14 protein-coding genes and 1 pseudogene are annotated in these 19,270 nt (G+C 64.5%); 4 read left to right on the forward strand and 11 right to left on the reverse strand.

Going from position 1 to position 19,270, the window contains the following annotated elements:
- Nucleotide 1: 1 nt before the first annotated feature.
- From V2S85_RS21750 to V2S85_RS21760, 3 genes and pseudogenes are all read right to left on the reverse strand, one after another.
- Nucleotides 2–585: pseudogene (locus V2S85_RS21750) on the reverse strand (glutathione S-transferase family protein).
- Nucleotides 586–652: 67 nt separating this feature from the next.
- Nucleotides 653–2,350 (reverse strand): thiamine pyrophosphate-binding protein, encoded by a 1,698-nt coding sequence (locus V2S85_RS21755; protein WP_330704903.1) that lies wholly within the window; start codon nt 2,348–2,350, stop codon nt 653–655.
- Nucleotides 2,351–2,617: 267 nt separating this feature from the next.
- Complete coding sequence (locus V2S85_RS21760; protein ID WP_330704904.1) at nt 2,618–2,800, reverse strand: DUF3008 family protein; 183 nt, start codon at nt 2,798–2,800, stop codon at nt 2,618–2,620.
- Between the two features lie 161 nt (nt 2,801–2,961).
- Between V2S85_RS21760 and egtB the strand changes: the two genes are divergently transcribed.
- Genes egtB through V2S85_RS21775 form a run of 3 tightly spaced genes read left to right on the forward strand, consistent with a single transcriptional unit; the run spans nt 2,962 to nt 6,464 of the window.
- Complete coding sequence (gene egtB / locus V2S85_RS21765; protein WP_330704905.1) at nt 2,962–4,200, forward strand: ergothioneine biosynthesis protein EgtB; 1,239 nt, start codon at nt 2,962–2,964, stop codon at nt 4,198–4,200.
- Nucleotides 4,201–4,203: 3 nt separating this feature from the next.
- Nucleotides 4,204–5,190, forward strand: a complete 987-nt coding sequence (gene egtD, locus V2S85_RS21770; protein WP_330704906.1) for an L-histidine N(alpha)-methyltransferase — start codon at nt 4,204–4,206, stop codon at nt 5,188–5,190.
- Entirely contained in the window at nt 5,190–6,464 is a 1,275-nt protein-coding gene (locus V2S85_RS21775) for an MFS transporter (RefSeq protein WP_330704907.1), read from the forward strand. Before egtD ends, V2S85_RS21775 begins: the two co-directional genes overlap by 1 nt.
- A 52-nt stretch (nt 6,465–6,516) precedes the next feature.
- Here the strand turns inward: V2S85_RS21775 and V2S85_RS21780 are convergent, their stop codons facing one another.
- From V2S85_RS21780 to V2S85_RS21795, 4 genes are read right to left on the reverse strand one after another with little or no spacing between them, the layout of a single operon-like run.
- Nucleotides 6,517–8,361 carry an acetyl-CoA hydrolase/transferase C-terminal domain-containing protein gene (locus tag V2S85_RS21780; RefSeq protein WP_330704908.1) on the reverse strand — a complete coding sequence of 615 codons (1,845 nt, stop codon included), beginning with the start codon at nt 8,359–8,361 and terminating at the stop codon, nt 6,517–6,519.
- On the reverse strand, nt 8,358–10,451 hold the full coding sequence (locus V2S85_RS21785; RefSeq protein ID WP_330704909.1) for a 3-hydroxyacyl-CoA dehydrogenase NAD-binding domain-containing protein: 2,094 nt from the start codon (nt 10,449–10,451) through the stop codon (nt 8,358–8,360). The genes V2S85_RS21780 and V2S85_RS21785 overlap by 4 nt, the downstream gene beginning before the upstream one ends.
- On the reverse strand, nt 10,448–11,755 hold the full coding sequence (locus V2S85_RS21790) for an acetyl-CoA C-acetyltransferase (RefSeq protein ID WP_330704910.1): 1,308 nt from the start codon (nt 11,753–11,755) through the stop codon (nt 10,448–10,450). The genes V2S85_RS21785 and V2S85_RS21790 overlap by 4 nt, the downstream gene beginning before the upstream one ends.
- Complete coding sequence (locus tag V2S85_RS21795) at nt 11,752–13,998, reverse strand: acyl-CoA dehydrogenase (protein WP_330704911.1); 2,247 nt, start codon at nt 13,996–13,998, stop codon at nt 11,752–11,754. The genes V2S85_RS21790 and V2S85_RS21795 overlap by 4 nt, the downstream gene beginning before the upstream one ends.
- 222 nt (nt 13,999–14,220) lie before the next feature.
- Between V2S85_RS21795 and V2S85_RS21800 the strand changes: the two genes are divergently transcribed.
- Nucleotides 14,221–14,388, forward strand: a complete 168-nt coding sequence (locus V2S85_RS21800) for a DUF1328 domain-containing protein (protein ID WP_330704912.1) — start codon at nt 14,221–14,223, stop codon at nt 14,386–14,388.
- A 469-nt stretch (nt 14,389–14,857) separates the two neighbouring features.
- Here V2S85_RS21800 and V2S85_RS21805 read toward each other — a convergent pair whose 3' ends face one another.
- From V2S85_RS21805 to V2S85_RS21820, 4 genes are all read right to left on the reverse strand, one after another.
- Complete coding sequence (locus V2S85_RS21805; RefSeq protein ID WP_330704913.1) at nt 14,858–15,406, reverse strand: pentapeptide repeat-containing protein; 549 nt, start codon at nt 15,404–15,406, stop codon at nt 14,858–14,860.
- Between the two features lie 2 nt (nt 15,407–15,408).
- Complete coding sequence (locus V2S85_RS21810) at nt 15,409–15,729, reverse strand: (2Fe-2S) ferredoxin domain-containing protein (protein WP_330704914.1); 321 nt, start codon at nt 15,727–15,729, stop codon at nt 15,409–15,411.
- A 79-nt stretch (nt 15,730–15,808) separates the two neighbouring features.
- Nucleotides 15,809–16,255, reverse strand: coding sequence for a response regulator (locus V2S85_RS21815; RefSeq protein ID WP_330704915.1), 447 nt, complete (start codon nt 16,253–16,255; stop codon nt 15,809–15,811).
- Nucleotides 16,256–16,331: 76 nt separating this feature from the next.
- Entirely contained in the window at nt 16,332–19,001 is a 2,670-nt protein-coding gene (locus V2S85_RS21820) for a response regulator (protein ID WP_330704916.1), read from the reverse strand.
- Between the last annotated feature and the right edge of the window lie 269 nt (nt 19,002–19,270).

The following is a 19,270-nucleotide window of genomic DNA, read 5'->3' on the forward strand; positions in this document are numbered from 1 at the left end:
GTCAGGCGAAGCGATAGGGGCCGCCGCGTTCGAGGGCGGCCTGATAGGCCGGTCGCGCGTGGATCTTGTCGAGCCAGTTGATCGTTGCAGGGCGCCCGATGTCCAGCCCGCCTCGATCGCGTGCTGCTTCGAGCGGAAAGCTCATCATGATATCAGCGGCGGTAAATGTTTCGCCCGCGAACCACGGCCGGAACGAGAGTTCGTGTTCGACGAAATCGAGATGGACATCTATCATCGGCTGCAACTTCTTCTGCGCGGTCTTGCCCAGCAACGGGATGCGCCCCAGCACCAGATTGACAAGCAGCGGAGGCATCAGCGAGCCTTCGGCGTAATGCAGGAAGTGGCGATAGAGCAGCGTAGGGCTTGCCCAGCAGCCCGTCGGCCTTGTTCGTGAGATATTCGCGGGTCGCGATCGACGATTACCGGAGACTTGCCGAGTGGATGAATGCGCCGCAACTCCGGCGGAGCCAGCATCGTCGCAGGGTCGCGTTCATAACGCTTGACCTCGTAAGGCAGCGCCAGTTCTTCCAGAAGCCAAAGAACGCGCTGTGAACGCGAGTTTTCCAAATGGTGGACGACGATCATCGGTGAAGGGCTCTCTGGAGACTACGCTCAACATTCCAACAGACTTCGGGCGGCAAGGTTGCGGCCCTCAGCCCCGCCGCGTCAGAGCGCCGAACGCCTGCTTCACCTTGGAGATTCCGAAACGAAGCGCCTGAACGGGGGCGATATGCGGCATCGCGGGTATCTCGTCGGGATTGACGACAGCATGGAGGATCGCGGGGCCTGGTTCGGCCAGCCACGCGTCCACGGCGGCGGTCAGTTCGTGCGGCTTCCTCGCCGTAAATCCGCGCGCGCCGCAGGCCTGCGCGAAAGCCGCGAAGTCGAGGTTGGGGAACGTTGCGCCCTCGCTCGGCGGCACGCCCGCGCCCTCCATTTCGAGGTGGACAAGGCCCCAGGCGCTGTTGTCGTAGACCACCACCTTGACCGGCAGGTTGTGCTCCACCGCCGTCATGAATTCGCCCAGCAGCATGGTGAAGCCGCCGTCGCCCGCATGCAGGATCACCTGCCGCGTGATATCCAGAGCCTGGACGCCGTTGGCTAAGCCCATGCCGGTGCCGACGGCGGCATTGTTGAACGAGCCGGTGATCTGCTGGCGCCCGCTCTGGCGCAGCCAGTTCGCGGCCCATAGCGTGACTTCGCCGGTGTCCGTGACCCACACCGCATCGTCGGCAGCTCGATCGCTGACCACACGGGCCACAGCCTGCGGGTGGAGCAAGTCGGGCGATCGATCGAGCGCGGCCTTCTCGTCCAGCATCGCGTCCCACTTCGCGCGGTCGACATTCACCGCATCGAGAAAGGATGTGTCGCTGCGCTGTGGCAGGGCATCGAGCAGCATGCGCAGGGCCGGGCGCACAGATCCGACGATGCCCAAAGCAACCGGCGTTCGGCGGCCCAGCGCGAAAGCGCGCTCGTCGATCTGCACCACACGCGTTTTGGTGGGAAGGAATTCGGAATAGGGGTAGTCGGTCCCCAGCATCAGCATCAGGTCCGCTTTGTGCAAGGCATCGACGCCGGGCCGCCCGCCGATCAGGCCGACGCCGCCGATCCAGTGCGGATCGTCGTAGGCCAAGATATCCTTGCCGCGATAAGTATGCATCAGCGGTGCATTCAGGCGGTCTGAGAGCGCTTTCAGCTCCTCGGCCGCGCCGTGACAGCCAAAGCCGCACAGGACGGCCACGGCCTTCGCGTCGCCGATCATCTGCGCCAGCGCGGCGATGTCGGCCGCTGCCGGTGCGACCTCGGGGCGGGGACGCAGGGTGGCGATGCTGGGCACCGCCCCGGAAACTTTCGCCGCGAAGACCTCGGGCGGGATCGAGATATGCGCGACACCGCGCTCGCCATACGCATGTGCGATCGCCTGTTGGATGACCGCCGCTGCCTGATCGGGCGCGGCGATGATCTCGCTGTAGACGCCGACGTCGCGGAACAGCGCGACCGGATCGTCTTCCTGCAGGTAGTCGCTGCCGCGCTTGGCCGTGGCGACGCCGCCCGAGATCGCGAGGACCGGCGCATGGTCCTTGCGTGCCTCGTAAAGCCCGGCGACGAGGTGGTTGGCCCCAGGGCCGGTGGTGCCGCAGCATACGCCGAGGCGTCCGGTAACCTTGGCCTGCCCGGCAGCGGCGAGCGCTGCACCTTCCTCATGGCGCACGCCAATCCAGCGGACCTTGTCCTGTCGGCGGATCGCATCGGTGAACGGATTGAGCGCATCGCCGACTATGCCGAAGACCTGATGCGCCCCGATTTCGTCAAGCGTGGCGACAAGCAGTTCGGCTACGGTGAGGGACATGAGTGTACTCCTGCTGATGTCAGTTCAGTGCGGTGCGGACCAGGCGGGGTGGCCGTGGGAACCGCTCATGCGGAAATGTCCTTGCTACAGGCGCTGCGGCGCCGATGCGCAGGCACACTGCGGAGACGAACCGCACTCGCGGGAGGCCGCCGCGCGGAGGGATGGGGCAGTGTCCGGAAGGACGTTGCGAGGGATGTCATCTCAACCCGGCATCCGATACACGGTTCCTTGCGTTGACCGAGCTTGCAATTGCGCCGGTCGAAACGGTCAGCCCTTATGGTCGGGCAGACTGTTGCGCTTGGTGGTGGCCAGTTCCTCGAGCTGGGCTTCGCTCATGGATTTCACCATTTCCCTGGATGCGCCTTGCAATTTGGACTTGGGCGTCTCGCCGCGCTTGGCGGACAGTGCCGCCCCGGCGGCTTTCTGCTGAGCTTTGGATCGTTCGGGCATGAAGCTCTCTCCTTTCTGCGCCTAACGCACGCATGCGCGAGTTGGTCCCGGCCTGACGGTCAGCAATGTTTCGCGCAGGCGTTCTCCCGTTTTCCGATGCGCTTCGTTTTTATATTGCCGGGGCGAGGCATCCCTTCGCGGCCTGAGCCGTTGAGCGCACCATGGATGCCGCGAAAGACCGATCGCTGCCGGTGGGGCATGACCATTCGCCGGGCGAAGCGTTCGCATCGGTGCGCGCGCTGACCCGGGCACTCGTCGCCGCGCTTTCCGATGCCGACGCGACCATCCAGTCGATGGAGGATGCGTCTCCCGCCAAGTGGCATCTGGCGCATACGACATGGTTCTTCGAGACCTTCGTGCTGCGGGATCATCTGCCCGGCTACAAGCTGTTCGATGATGCATGGCCCTTTTTGTTCAACTCCTATTACGAGGCGGAAGGGCCGCGGCATGCCCGCCCGCAGCGCGGCATGCTCTCGCGTCCTTCGCTGGACGAGGTCCTGGCCTATCGCGCGCACGTGGATGAGCATATCGGGCAAGTGGCGTGGCGGGAGGATCTGGCCGCGCTGATCGAACTGGGCCTGCATCATGAGCAGCAGCATCAGGAACTGCTGCTGACCGACATCAAGCACGCACTGTCGCTCAACCCGCTGGCGCCCGCTTATGGCGCTCCGGCCGATCGACCCCCGGCCGCAGCAGGGCCGATAGACTGGCACCCGCACGACGGCGGCCGACATCGCGTCGGTCATCGGCGAGCAGGCTTCGCGTTCGACAACGAAGGCCCGGCGCACGACGTGCTGATCGAACCGTTCGCGCTGGCCCGGCGTTTGGTGACCAATGGCGAATGGGAAGAGTTCATCGCCGATGGCGGCTATCGCAATCCGGCCCTGTGGCTTTCGGACGGCTGGGCGTGGGTGGTTTCGCGCGAGATCGCAGTGCCCCTCTACTGGCAGGACGACGCCGCGTTCACGCTGGCCGGTTTGCAGCCGAGGGATGCGCACGCACCGGCAACGCATCTTTCGTTTTATGAAGCGGATGCATTCGCGACCTGGGCTGGCCATCGCCTGCCGACCGAGTTCGAGTGGGAAGTCGCCGCGGCATCCGAAGATGCCCGCGCCGGCAATCAGCTGGATGCGGCGCAGGCAGTCCATCCCGGCGGATCGCCGGGCCTGTTCGGCGATTGCTGGCAATGGACGCGTTCGGCCTACCTTCCCTATCCGCGCTATCGCCCGGCTGCAGGTGCGGTGGGGGAATACAATGGCAAGTTTATGTCGGGTCAGTGCGTGCTTAAAGGCGCCAGTTGCGCGACGCCGCGCGGACATTCGCGTGCCACTTACCGCAATTTCTTTCCCCCCGAAAAGCGCTGGCAGTTCACCGGCGTGCGACTAGCGAAGGACCTGTAACCCATGGCCACTGCCGTCCGCGACCTGATCGACGTCTCCCGCGACAGCTTGCGCGCGCAATTCCGGCGCGATGTCCTCACCGGCCTTTCGCAGAAGCGCAAGGCGATCCCCGCGCGCTGGTTCTATGACCATCGCGGCAGCGAACTGTTCGAGGAGATCACGCGTCTTCCCGAATACTATCCCACCCGGACCGAGACGGGCATTCTTATGGCGCATGCCACGCGGATCGGACGCATGGTCGGCCCAAGGCACCATGTCGTGGTGGAATTCGGCGCGGGCAGCGCTACCAAGACACCGCTGCTGCTCGATGCAATCTGGACTGCCGCCTATGTTCCCATCGACATTTCCGGTGAATTCCTCCGCGAATCCTGCGCGGGGCTGGCCGCGCGCTATCCCGAATTGCCGATCCATCCGGTCGAGGCCGATTTCAGCCAGCCCGCTACGCTGCCCGGCGAAGTCGAACAGCACCCGCGTCTTGGCTTCTTCCCCGGCTCCACGATCGGCAACATGGAACCGATGGCGGCTGTGGACCTGCTGCGTTCCATGCGCAGGACGCTGGGAGCGGGAAGCCTGCTGCTGATCGGCTTCGACCGCATCAAGGCCGAGAGTGAACTGGTCAGTGCCTATGATGACGCGCAGGGGGTGACGGCGGCTTTCAATCTCAACCTTGCCGCGCGCATCAACGGTGAATTGGGTGGAACCCTTCCGCTGGATGCGCTTGCCCATCGCGCCGTATGGAACGACGATCGCGCGCGCATCGAGATGCACATCGCCGCGACGCGCGCGATTGAATTCGAGGTCTGCGGCCGCCGCTTCACCATGGCCCAGGGTGAGACGATCCATACCGAGAACAGCCACAAGTACGATCCACGCAGCGCCGATACGCTGCTGCTAGCGGGGGGCTGGGAGCCGCTGCAGGGTTTCGGCGACGCCGATGATCGCTTCATGGTCATCCTTGCCCGTGCCATCGGGGACGAGCAGACCGCCTGATGCCGTCAGATCGCGAGACCACCGCGGATCGCCGCTCGCTGGTTCTTGCGGCGTTGTCGACCGTGGTGGAGTGGTACGACTTCACGCTGTTCCTTTACATGGCGACTGTCCTGTCGCGCGTGTTCTTCCCGGCAGACGGTGCGCAGGACGCGGTGCTGACGGCGCTGCTCGGCTTTGCCATGGCCTACCTGATGCGCCCGGTGGGTGCTTTGGTGTTTGGGCACTTCGGCGACCGTCGCGGAAGGCGGGCGACTTTGCTGGCTTCCATGGGAATAATGACGCTAGCGATGCTGCTGACAGCACTGCTGCCTACTGCCGCGCAGATCGGACCGCTGGCGGGGGTGCTGCTTCTGGGGCTGCGTTGCGTCATGGGCTTCGCGGTCGGAGGTGAATATACCGGCGTGGTTGCCTATCTGCTGGAAGGGGCGCCTGCGCATCGCCGTGGATTCGTGACTTCGCTGGCGGCTGCGACAAGCGAGGTCGGCGGGCTGCTGGCCGCCGGTATGGCAGCGCTCACCGTAAGCATCCTGCCGGCGCCGGAACTGGACAACTGGGGGTGGCGCATCCCGTTTTTCGTCGGCGCGGGATTGGCGGGCCTGATCCTGCTGGCGCGTTCCGCCATGGCGGAATCACCTGAGTTCGCGGCAAACCGACAGGCAGGAACACTGGCGCGGCGACCATTGGCCCATACCCTCAGGCATTACCGCCCGGGTGTGCTGCGCGGCTTTGCGATCTCAGCACTGGGGTCGATCACCTATTACGTCGGCATCACGTATGTGCCGGTGTTCCTGACATCCTCGGGCAGTCTGAGTGAAGCGCATGCGCTGCAAATGGCGACCGTCGCAGGGCTGGCAGTGATCGCGGTGACACCCTTCGTCGGTCTGCTGTCGGATCGCGTGGGCCGTCGCCCGGTACTGATCGGGCTGGCGCTGCTGAGCGCCGCCGCGCCTTATCCCCTGTTTCGTCTGCTGGCCGATGCGTCAGCCAGCGGGGCACTGGCCGGTGCGGTATTGCTGGCACTGCTGGCCGGCGGAGTCAGCGCGGTGGGTGCCGTCGCTACCGCCGAGCAGATCCCCGCCGAAGGCCGTCTCAGCGGTCTGGCGCTGGGGGCGACAACCGCCACCGCACTCTTTGGAGGAATGACGCCCTGGCTTGCGCAGACCGTTGTTGCGCGAACCGGAATGGTGTTGTGTCCGGGTATGATGATTACAGTGGTCGCCCTGTGCGTGCTCCCGGTCCTGTTCCTGACACCCGAGACACGCAGCGTAACGTAGCACCGCCAGGCGAGGGCGCTTTCTCGCCAAGGGACGGCATTAGGCCAAGATTTCAAAGCGCCTCGGCGTGTTCTCCCCGCCGCAAGGAAGCGAGGATCAGCGCGCGATAGCTGCGTTCCCGCAAGCCATGCGGCTCAGTCAGGCCCATACGATCGAGCGCCTCGGCTTCGGTTTCCGTCGTCGGCGCACCGGCCAGGCCTCGTGCCATCAGTCTCGCCAGACCGGACGGGTGATGCGCGATTTCGGCGAGGTGTTGCAGCGCCGGAAGAAGCGCTTGCTCGACGTTCGTGAAATCGGTCCCGAAAGGATAGGGCGGGAACTGCGAAGCGGGCAGCGACGCCGCAAGCTCCTCCGGAAGATTGCGGCGACAGGCATCGTCCGGCATCCAGTCCGGTGCCAGCTTGCCGGCATCGCGCGCGGCTTCCATCAGTTCGTCCTGAAATCGGCTGTCGGCCACGGCGACGAGGCGGCGGACTACCTGCTCGTCGCTCACGCCGCGCAAGTCGGCGATGCCGTATTCGGTGACGACGATGTCGCGCAGATGCCGCGGGATCGTTTCATGAGCGTAGGACCACACGATGTTGGAGCGCAGTTCGCCGTCATGCACTCGCGTCGCGGGAAGGGTGATGATCGAGCGCGCGCCTTCGAGTTCGAGGGCCTGCGCGACGAAGTTGTACTGGCCGCCGACGCCGCTTACCACCCGGCCATCCTCCAGAGCGTCCGAAACCGTCGCGCCCAGCAATGTCACCATCATCGCGCTGTTGACGAAGCGGGCGCCGACGCGGGCCACGCGCTTGGCCTGTTCATCGCCATAGAGCGCGTTGATCCAGGAGATTTCGCGCATGTGGATGCGGGCGCGGGTGTCCTCGTCCATCTCGCGCAGCGCTGCATAGAAGCTGCGCGGACCGATGAAAAAGCCGCCGTGCAGCACCGCCCCTTCGACCTCGCGCCTGAGGATGCCGGCGCGCAGCAGTTCGAGGAAGCCGTCGACCAGCATCTCGGTCGGCGCGTACAGACCCTGCTCGAACGGCGAGGCTTCGATCGGTGGGCGCGCGCCCACGGTGATCTCGGCCAGCGTACGGGCGAACGCGCCGGGCTCGCCGTCCCTGCGGATCAGCGCATGCGCCACGGCGTCGCCGATCTCGCCGATGCCGATCTGGAGCGAACCGCCGTCGGGCACCAGCGAGGCGACGTGGAGGCCGATCGCGTGCTGCGCGGGACTGATCGGCTGCTTGGGCGGTCCGAACAGGGGAAAGCGCGTTTCGGCGCTGTCGAGGATCATCGCGAAACGCTCAGCGGCCAGGTCGGCGGGGCCCGTCATGAACGGCAGTTCGTCGTTGACCTGCCCCACCAGCAGGAAATCCGCCTTCCCCGCGTCGCGCGCGGCGAGCAGGTCCAGCGTCATGTCGGTGTTGCAACTCAGGCTGAAACGTTCGCCGCGCCGGGCGACGATCTGCGCGATGACGTTGACACCCTGATCGATGAGGCAGCGCATGGCATGGGTGTAGTTGACCGAGATGTAGCTGCGCTGCGCGTCATCGTTGCCAAGGCGGCTGCCCGCCTGGAAGAAGAATTCGTTGACTTCGATGTTGGGCGGCATGTCCCCGGCGCGCTGGGCGGCGGCATAGGCGAATTCGGGGTAGCCGCCCATCGTCCGTTCGAACACCGGTTCCAGAAACCGGCGCTCCAGTTCGCTGCCGAGGCGGGGGCGTTCCAGCGTCAGGGCCGTGAAGATGGTCAGGTGAATGGCGGGATCGGCGCGCGCCATCTCGAACAGCGCATTGGCGACGTGCGGGGCCTTGCCCAGACCCAGCGGCAGGCCGAGCACGATCCTGCCGCCGGTATGCTCGGCGATGCGGCGGGCGACCCCCGCGGGGTCGGAAAGGCAGAGGCTCACCGCAGCGCGTCCCACCCCGCGTCGGGTGCGAAGCGGGCGCCGTGATCGCGTTCCAGCGCAGACAGCGCGGCGAGGACGTCGTGGATGCCGCGCTGACGGGCGTAATGGATCGGACCGCCGCGAAACGGCGCGAAGCCGGTGCCGAAGATCATCGCCGCATCGATCACGTCGGGATCGTTGCTGACCTTCTCGCGCAGCACGGCGACGGCGGTATTGACCATTGGCAGGACGAGCCGATCGGCCAGTGCGGGATCGGGAGCGGGGCTGTTGCCCTTCACCGGCTTGCCGTCGCGCCAGACGTAGATGCCCTTGCCGGTCTTGCGGCCCTTGTCGCCGGCGGCAACCTTGTCGGCCAGCCACTGCGGCGCATCGGGCAGCGCCCAGCCGAGTTCGCGCTTCAGCATCGCCGCCACGTCCAGCGCCACGTCGAGACCGACCTGATCGGCCAGTTCGAGCGGTCCCATCGGCATCCCGAACCTGGTCGCGGCGCGATCGATGGTTTCCGGCGCCATCCCCTCGTCCATCAGGATCAGCGCTTCGGCGAGATAAGGGGTGAGGATACGGTTGACGATGAAGCCCGGCGCGCTGCGGGCAGGCGCTGGCAGCTTGCCGATCCGGCCGACGAAAGCGCGCGCTGCGGTCTCCACCTCCGGCGCCAGGCGATCATGCGCGATCACCTCAACCAGATCGAGGCGCGAGACGGGGTTGAAGAAGTGGATGCCGACCAGCCGTTCGGGCCGCGCCAGCCCATCGCGCAGTTCGGGAAGGGGGATCGACGAGGTGTTGGTGGCAAGGATCGCGCCTTGCTTCATGCGCGGCTCGGCCTCGGCGTAGAGCTTGCGCTTGAGGTCGGCCTTCTCGGGCGCGGCCTCGATCACGAGATCGGCCTGGGCGATGCCGAGGCCGCCGGGATCGGGGATCAGCCGGTCGAGCGCGTCGCGTATCTGCAGGCGGTCGTCGTGCGCGATCTTCTCGTAGAGTTTCGCGGCGCGGGCCAGCGCACCGCCGATCGGCTCCGGCTTCACGTCGGACAGGCTGGTGCGCAGCCCCCTCCATGCGCACCATGCGGCGATGTCACCCCCCATCGCGCCCGCACCGATGACGTGGACATGGCGGATGCCATCGGCCTTCCCGGCAAGATCCTTGAGCGTCTGGCGCAGGAAGAACACGCGGGTGAGGTTCTGCGCGGTATCGGTCAGCATCAGCTTCGCAAAGGAGGCGATCTCCGCGCGCTTCATCGCTTCAAGGTCGCCGCCGTGCTCCTCCCACAAGTCGATCAGGGCATAAGGCGCTGGATAATGCGCGGATGGTGCCTGCTGCTCGGCCTCGGCGCGCATCTGGCTTGCGGCGATGCGGCGGGCCGGCGCGCTGTCCTTGGCCTTGTCGAGCAGACCCTGCCGGGCCTGCGGCAGCTTGCCCGCGACGGCCGCATCGACGGCGGCCTGCACGTGACGTTCGGGCACCAGCGCGTCGATCAGGCCCATCGCCTTCGCCTGCCGGTCGTGGATCGTCTTGCCGGTGAGCATCAGGCTCATCGCCGCGATCGGATCGCAGGTGTGGGTGAAGCGGGCGGTTCCGCCAAGGCCGGGGTGAAGACCGATCTGCACCTCGGGAAAGCCGAAGCGCGTCCCCTCGACGGCAATGCGCTGGGTGCAGGCGAGGGCGATCTCCAGCCCGCCGCCCATCGCATAACCGTGCATGACCGCGATCGTGGGGATCGTCAGCGCCGCCAGCCGGTCCACCACGGCATGAGCCTGTTCGATGTGTCCGCGAATAGCGGCCTCGTCAGTGACGCCGCGAAACTCCCCGATGTCCGCGCCTGCAAGGAAACCCTCGCGCTTGGCCGAACGGATCACCAGAGCTTTGGGCGCGCGCTGGTCGATCCGGTCGAGGATCCGCGCGAATTCCTCCAGGACGTCCTGAGACAGGGTGTTGGCGCCCGCGCCCTGCTTGTCCAGCACGGCCCAGGCAACGCCCTGTGCGTCGCGCGTGAGTGTCCAGTGACGTAACCCCTCCGAGGGAACCGGACGCGGGCCGAGCGTGAGGTTGCGGTCTTCGAGATAGGTCCAGACGGGATCCTGCATGGTCATGCGGCTGCTCCCATGTTTGCGATGCGTTCGATCAGCATGGCGCCGCCCTGGCCCCCGCCGATGCATTCGGTGGCGATGCCGAGTTCGCCGCCATGGCGCTCCATCGCCTGCACCAGATGCAGCGCGATGCGCGCCCCGCTTGCACCGACCGGATGGCCCAGCGAGATCGCCCCGCCATCGACGTTGATGCGCTCCCGCGCGATGCGCCCCGCCGCGCCGTCAAGGCCGAGAACCTCGCGGCAGAAACCGTCGTCCTCCCACGCGGCAAGGCAGGCGAGGACTTGCGCCGCGAAAGCCTCGTTGAGTTCCCATAGGTCGATGTCGTCGAGGACCAGCCCGCCCCGCTTGAGCAGCTCGGTCGCGGCCAGCACCGGGCCGAGGCCCATGATCGCGGGATCGAGCGCCGACCACTGGCTGTCGAGGATCTTCGCGCGCGGCGTCAGTCTGTAACGGGCCACCGCATCCTCGGAGGCGAGTATCGTCCAGCAGGCGCCGTCGGTGATCTGCGAACTGTTGCCCGCGGTGACCTTGCCATAGGGCGGCTCGAAGACGGGGCGCAGCTTCGCCAGCTTGTCCGGCGCGCTGTCGGGTCGGACGCCGTCGTCATGGTCGTGGACGGTTCCGTCCCGCGCGAAGGCGGGGACGAGTTCGCCCTCAAGCCATCTTTCGGCCTGCGCGCGGGCGAGGCGCTGGTGGCTCTCCACCGCATAGGCATCGGCCTGTTCGCGGCTGACGCCGAACAGGTGCGCGAGCACTTCGGCAGTCTGGCCCATGCCGAGGTCGGTGATCGGGTCTGTCAGCCCCCGTTCGAGCCCGACAATGGGTTTGAGGAAATCGGGCCGGAACCCTGCCGCCGCCTTCAGCTTGCCGAGCGGCCCTTCCTTGCTGCCCTGCATCGCCGCCAGCCACTCCAGCGCATCTTGCCGCAGCACGAGCGGCGCATGACTGAGCGCTTCGGTGCCGCCCGCCAGGATCAGGTCGCGGCCGCCGTCGGCGATATAGCGATAGGCGGTATCCATCGCCTGCATCCCCGACCCGCAGTTGATCTGGACGGTGAAGGCGCTCGTCTGCGCGCCGCAGCCAAGGCGCAGGGCCGCGACACGGGCGGGATTGGCCTCGTCGGCGATGACATTGACGCAGCCGAGGATCACCTGATCGATGGCCTCGGGCGCGAACGGCTGGCGCAGCAGCAGTGGGCGGCCGCATTGCACCGCGAGATCAACCGGAGTGAACGGCCCCGGCCCGCCGCGTACCTTGAGGAACGGCGTGCGGGCGCCATCGACGATGTAGACCGCGCGGCTCATTCGGCGGCCTCGCGCAACGACGTATCCGTTCTGCGGGTCAGTTCCTCGGGCGCGAAGTCATCGACCGCGATGACTTCTGCGACGGCTCCGTCCGCTTGGTGCAGCTGCTCGCGTTCCGCCTTCGAGATCACGCCCGCCGCGAGCGCCTGATCGGCGTCGCGGAGGCGGGCCTGCTTCATGCGGTCATGGATCGGCTGGGTGGCGACGGTCATGCGGAAAGCCTCGGTCAGCCGCGCGACTGCCTCGTCCTCGCCGCCGATATAGACGTTCTCGACCAGCCGGTCGCGTGCTGGGCACGGTTCCAGCAGGATGGCGGCGGCGCGGCGTATCGTCCGGTCGGTGGGGCCGTTGCGGCGACGACCGTAAGGCATGATGAACAGGCGCAGCATCCAGCCGACCGGGCGGGTCGGGAAATTCTCGATGATCTGCGCGAAGCTCTGCTCGATGCTGGCAAAGCCGCTCTGCATGCACCAGTCGAGCAGTGGCAGGTCGTCGTCCTGCCGCCCTTCGTCCTCCCAGCGCTTGAGCGCGCCCGAGAGCATGTAGAGTTCGGACAGCACGTCTCCGAGGCGCGCCGAGAGCAGTTCGCGCCGCTTGAGTTCGCCGCCCAGCGTCAGGAACGCGATGTCCGAGCAGAACGCGAAGGCTGCGGCATAGCGGCTCATCTGGCGATAATAGCGCGTGGCCTTTCCCGCCTTTGGCGCGGGAGCGAAGACGCCGCCGCTCCAGCTGCGCACGAAGGCACGGATCGCGGTCTTGAGCGCGTGGCCGACGTGCTTCCATAGTACCTTGTCGAAATCGGCCAGCGCGCGCCCGCGATTGGCATCGCCCACCGCGCGGATCTCGTCGAGGAGATAGGGGTGCGAGCGGATTGCACCTTGTCCGAAGACCATCAGGCTGCGCGTCAGGATGTTCGCGCCCTCGACGGTGATGCCTACGGGAATCGCGCGGTACTGTCCGCCCATGTAGTTGCGCGGGCCCTCGATCACCGCCTTGCCGCCATGGACATCCATCGCGTCGTTAATGACGACGCGCATCCGCTCGGTGGCGTGCAATTTCAGGATCGAGGAGATCACGGCGGGGTGGTTGCCCTGATCCAGTCCCGCGCAGGTCAGGCGCCGCGCACCGTCGAGCAGGTAGGCATTGCCCGCGATCCGGGCGAGGCGTTCCTGGATGCCCTCGAACTTGCCGATCGGCAGGTTGAACTGCGAGCGCACGCGTGCATAGGCGCCCGTGGTGTGCGCGGCGAAGGCGCCTGCCGCCGCCGACAGCGAGGGCAGCGAGATGCCGCGCCCGGCCGCCAGCGCGCTCATCAGCATCTTCCAGCCCTGACCGACCCGCTCAGGCCCGCCGATGACGTTATCGAGGGGGATGAACACATCCTTGCCCTCGTTCGGGCCGTTCTGGAAGGTCTGCATCGAAGGGATGTGCCGCCGCCCGATGGTGACGCCGGGCAGGTCGGTGGGCACCAGAGCTACGGTGATGCCGATCTCGTCCTGCCCGCCAAGGAGATGGTCGGGATCGCGCAGCTTGAAGGCGAGTCCCAGGATCGTCGCGACGGGGCCCAGCGTGATGTAGCGCTTGTGCCAGTTGAGACGGATGCCGAGCACCTCTTCGCCCTGCCAATCGCCCAGGCAGACCACGCCTTCATCGACCATTGCGGCGGCGTCCGATCCTGCTTCCGGGCTGGTGAGGCCGAAGGCAGGAAGCTCTCGCCCATCGGCGAGGCGGGGAAGCCATTGCCGCTGTTGCGCCTCGGTGCCGAACCGCAGGATCAGTTCGCCCGGTCCCAGCGAGTTTGGCACCATCGCCGTCACTGCACCGGAAACCGAGCGGGTCGCAATTTTCCTCACGATCTCGCTATGCGCGAAGTTCGAAAAGCCGAGGCCGCCGTGTTCCTTCGGAATGATGATGCCGAAGAACTTCTCGGACTTGAGGTAGTCCCACGCCTCGGGGGGCAGGTCGTGGGTTTCCCAGGTCATGCGCCAGTCGTCGATAATCCCGCACAAGGTCTCGACCGGGCCGGTCATGAAGGCCTGCTCTTCTGCCGTGAGCGTAGCAGGAGGCACGGCCAGCAGCGCATTCCAGTCAGGGTTGCCGGTGAACAGGGCGGCGTCCCACCAAGTGTTCCCGGCATCGATCGCCTCGTTTTCCGTGGCGGACAGTGCGGGGAGGGCGGATTGCACAAGCGACAGAACCGGGCGTGTCAGGACTTCGCGGCGGGCGGTAGTGAAAAACGACATCTTCAGGCTCCTTCTCCAAAGGAGCCAACGCGCGGACGGCGCGCATGATCCGACCCATCGCTAACCTTATCTTCGGCACGTCAGGGCCATGTACCTTATCGGACGCCACCATACGTGTCGGCATTATGCAGGATGTGTCTGGAACATTGACAATGGCAGAAAGTTTGCAAGTTCGAGCACGTCGAAGTGATCGACGCAGTTCGTTCAAACGGGAGATGCCTGATGTTTCGCTGGGCCATCATTTTTGCAGTGGTCGCAGTCATCGCTGCGCTACTGGGTTTTGGGGGCGTGGCCGGTCTTTCTGCCGGCCTTGCCAAGATTTTCCTGATCGTAGCGGTCGTAATTCTGGTTCTCGGATTCCTGTTCGGACGAGGTACGAGGGTACACTGAACCTTGCCCCTTTCCCGTTAAACGGGAAGGGGCGTACGACCGGCTTTTAATAACCCCGGTGAAGAAATTAATGGCACGAAGCGAAAATCCGCTCTGCCGTGTTTGATATTTCCTATTCGAGCATCCCGAACAGGCGGAAGTATCCTGGTCGCGCTGTGTAGAGACGGCATCGAAATTGACCCGGCAAAGCGCATGCAACTGGCTTGCGTTGGCACTCAGGCCTCGCCAGTCTGGGCAGGCCACTGCGACGGGTAAGCTTCTGCAACGCGCCCATAGTTGCCGTACCGCGGCTCCGTTTCACGGCTTACAAGCGGTCAGTCGTTCAGATTGGTATGGTGGACCCGACGCAAGAAAAGCTGTCTGGCGGCAGACGGCCAAGACTTGAGAGTTCGTTGGTGCCCGCTTTTTGAAGATAAGTAACTGTTCGAACAGCCAAGTTCTTGCCGAAGCAGAGATCGAAGATGCAGATTTACGGGTGTTCGCCATTGCGTTTGCGTTCCCTGGCCTCGGTTTGCCAGACAGTTTCGCCGGCCTGCCAAGCCGTTGGGCAGCCGACGCAATCCTTCATCGAGGCATTCTGAAACACGGCGGACCGTATCCGCACGGCGTCCATTGTAGCGCCTTCAAGGTTCGCTTCATAAAACTTCGCCTCGAGCAGATCGCTGTGGATCAGGCGAGCGCCGCGAAAGGTGGCCCCTTTCAGCAGGGCCTTTTCCAGATTGGCCGCAGTGAAGTCCGCTTTGCCGAAAATCGCATGACCGGCGCGGGAAAAGGCCAGGTTCGCGCCGCGCAGCGACGTCCCGCTGAACCGCGTACCGTTGAGGAAGGCCATCGAAAGGTCAGCGCCTTCAAGGCCGGCTCCCTCCAGATTGGCACCGCTCAGGTTCACATGCCGCATGTCCGCGCGGGACAGCTTCGCATCGTGAAGGTCCGCACCGGTAAGGTCTGCGTTGGCGAGGTCCGCGAACCGCAAGTCCGCGCCGGGGCAGGACGCTTTGGGCCCGATCCGGCATTCCACGATCAGTCATCCTTGCGGGTACGAGCCCCGAATCCCATCTGCTCGCGAACCTCGTCGAGGGGTGTTCCAGGTTGAATGAGCAGCCATGTATCGGGATGCGACGCGCCAATCGTAACAACTGCGCCCTTGGGACAAAGTTTGAGGCACTTGGTTTCGATCGCCAGGATTTGCGCTTTCCTGCCCTTCTTCCCCCCGTTTGCTTCATTCAGCATCTTGGCAAGCGCTGTCTTGCCTTTCTGCCCAAAGCCGCCACCGACCTTTTTTGAGCATTTTCCACAAATGAGGGCGATACATCGGGTTCTGGAAGAGACTTGGCGCAGCATGATTATGATCTATGAACCAGAGGCGAGAAAACAACTCGGCATTCAGGGGCGGGGGAGTGCTTTGGTATAGGTCAGCGCGTCAGCATTCAGCAGTGTGAATGGCGTTTAGCAGCTCCGCTCCCGAATAGGGCTTTGCAAGGAACTGCGCACCCGTCGGAAGCGGGCTTTCGTCCGGCTCGCATCGGCTTGTCGTGATGATGATATCAAGACCAAGTCCGCTGGCATGGACCCGGCGTGCCAGATCAAGGCCATTGAAATCACCAGGCAGGTCGACATCGGTGAAGAGGATCGCAATATCGTCGTGATCAGGGAGAATACGAAGCGCCTGATGCGCGTCGGCGGCACAGAGCGGGATCAGCCCGGCGTCCATTACCATATCCTCGGCCAACATTCGGATGAGAGGTTCATCCTCGACGATGAGGACTATGCATGGCGCCTCGTGAATGCGTTGCCCCAACCTGTGAGTTTCCGTTCTGCCTTCGCCCCTACAATGCTTGCCGGGGTCGGATACTGAATGAAGACGCACGTGATGCTACCGGTTCCCGCATGGCCTGCGCAATGCGGCAGACCGAAGACATCAGCCCATTCTTCCGTTTGGGGCCCTAACTCAGTCTGGAACCGGTTGACGGCGCCGGCGACCGGATTGCGTCTTCCATAGCCTGGGTCAGTTCTCCGCTTCCGTAGGGTTTTGCGAGGAAGATCGCGCTATCGATGTCACCAGCCCGGGAGGTATCTCCGGAGGCAAAGACGATGCGAATTGATGGGCGAAGGTCCCTGGCGCGGCTGGCAAGATCGATGCCCGAGCTTCCCGGCAGATTTATGTCGCTGACAAGGATATCGATCGGCGCGGTCTGCAAGGCTGACATCGCATCTTCCGCACTTCCCGCCTCCACAACCACGTAGCCGGCGTCCTCGAGCATCTCGCCGGTGTTGAACCGGATCAACGGATCGTCCTCGACGAGCAGGACCGTGCGCGGTCCGCGGGCACGGGCGCCGTCGATGACCTGCTGGTCATGGGCCGGACGCCCTTCAGTGTGCCCTGGATTCTCGGCGCCGGCTCGTTGACGCTGGTTCGCGATCACGTGGCGCAGCCTTCGGGCCAGCGCTTCGCGTGTATAGGGCTTGGAGAGCAATTCCACTCCGGCATCGAGCTTGCCACCGTGGACGATCGAATTTTCGGTATATCCCGATGTGAACAGCACGGCGATGCAAGGCAGTCGTTCCCGCGCCTTGCGTGCCAGCTCCGGACTTTTGAGGGTGCCGGGCATGACGACGTCGGTGAACAACAGGTCGATTGGTACGCCGCTTTCGATCACGATCAGCGCGGCCCCCGCATCGGGCGCCTTCAGGACGCGGTAGCCAAGATCGGTCAGCATCTCGACAACGGTGGCGCGAACCTCTTCGTCATCCTCGACCACCAGAACGGTTTCGGTGCCGCCGACGATCGGCCCATTGTCGACCTGGACCTCGATATCTTCGCTTTCCATCGACCGGGGAAGGTACAGCTTTATGGTCGTGCCTTCGCCCGGCTCCGAATAAATCTTAATGTGTCCGCCGGATTGCTTGACGAAGCCGTACACCATCGAGAGGCCGAGGCCTGACCCCTTGCCTTCGCCCTTGGTCGAGAAGAATGGCTCAAAAACCTTGTCGATGATCTCGCGCGACATCCCTGTCCCTGTGTCGCTTACCGCCAGCATCACGTACTGGCCAGGCGTCACTTCATCGTGCGTGAGTGCATATTCGGTGTCGAGATGGGCGTTCCCGACTTCGATGGTAAGGCGGCCCTGGCCATCCATCGCATCGCGCGAGTTGATCGCCAGATTGAGGATGGCGTTCTCGACCTGGACCGGATCGATATAAGTATTCCACAAACCACCGCCAACGATGGTCTCCAGTTCGATGCCTTCACCGATTGCGCGGCGCAGCATGTCGTCCATGCCGCGCACGAAGCGGCTGACATTCACCACTTTGGGTTCGAGAGCCTGCCTGCGACCGAAGGCAAGAAGCTGGCTGGCGAGCTTCGAGCCTCGGGTGACGCCCGCCAAGGCATTGGTCAGTCTGGCTTCGGCGCGCTCGTTCCCCGAGACGTCCTTCGCGAGTAACTGGAGGTTGCCGGAGATCACCTGAAGCAGATTGTTGAAATCATGCGCAACGCCTCCGGTTAGCTTGCCGACGGTTTCCATCTTCTGCGCCTGGGCCAGCTTGACTTCTGCCTGACGTCGCTCGTCGATCTCGGCGATCACCCGGGCCTCAAGCGTCGCATTGAGCTCGCGCAGTGTTTCTTCCGCAGCGCGCTGGTGGGTGATGTCCGAATGGACCCCGACCCATTCGATGATCGTGTCACCCTCGTCAAGAACGGGGAGTCCGCGAATGGCGAAGGTGCGCCATTCCCCATCATGGCGGCGTACGCGATGCTCATGGACGAACATGGCCTTGGCCGCCACGGCGGCGTTCCATGCCACGATCGTCGGTTCGCGATCATCTGGGTGGACAGCCTGCGCCCAGCCGTAGTCCTGATACTCCTCAAGGCACTGGCCGGTCAGGGCAGCCCATGCAGGTTGTTCGCCCAGCATTCGACCGTCGGCGCTGTTGGTCCACAGGACACCGTGCATGGCCTCCATCGCAGTGCGGAAACGCTTGTTGCTGGCGGCCACGTCCGCCTCAAGGGCGATCCGCGCAGAATTGTCTATGCAGGTGCACATCACCCCGCCGATACTGCCATCGGCTTCATAGACTGGGGTGTAGAACAAATCGAATGTCACGGGCTCGGCGTAACCGTTACGCTCCAGGACCAGGATCTGATCGCGATAGGACCGTAATTCGCCGCGCATTCCGGCGGCCAACATCTCACGGTTCCAGTCCCAGATCTCAGGCCAGATCCCGGGCACCGTACCGCCAAGCGCCTGGGGATGATTGGGGCCTGCAACGATGGAATAGGCATCGTTGTAAAGCATCACGTGCTCTGGCCCCCACATCAGCACCTTGGCGACAGGAGAGTTCACGATATTGGCAACGGTCGCGCGCAGTTCCAGTGACCAACTCCCAATCGGACCGAGCGGATTGGCGGACCAGTCAAGTTCGCGAATACGGCGCCCGCATTCGCCTCCTCCGTAGGGCCAGCCGGCAGTCGCTTCTGTTCTCGCAGAGAGTTGACCCAGCACGCTTTCGATAAGTGCGGCTTCATCGGAAAATCCGCCGTCACGCGTGAGCGAGGAAAGCCGCGCGGCAAGGTCAGCTGGCAGGGAAAGGGTTTGAGCAGCGTGTTCGGACATGCGCTCTCGTCTTCCCGGTAAACCCTCATGTCAAGCAGCCGCGGCCGCGGCGTGCGACGAAAAGCCTGGCCTAGATAACACGCGATCAGACAAGGGGTAATTGTGTGTCCTTTGACACAAACGCGCCTATCCGAAGTTTCATGGCAGCGATGAGCGATTCGATAGGCATTGCGCTTTGCCACGGCCGGGCGATCGAATGATCGGGGACCCAAACGTTGTGGCTGGAGGTGGGCGGCCCCTCGGTAACCGAACCCGGGCACACAGGGTTC

The sequence above is a fragment of the Novosphingobium resinovorum genome (genome assembly GCF_036352595.1).
GTDB classification, from domain to species: Bacteria; Pseudomonadota; Alphaproteobacteria; order Sphingomonadales; family Sphingomonadaceae; genus Novosphingobium; species Novosphingobium resinovorum_B.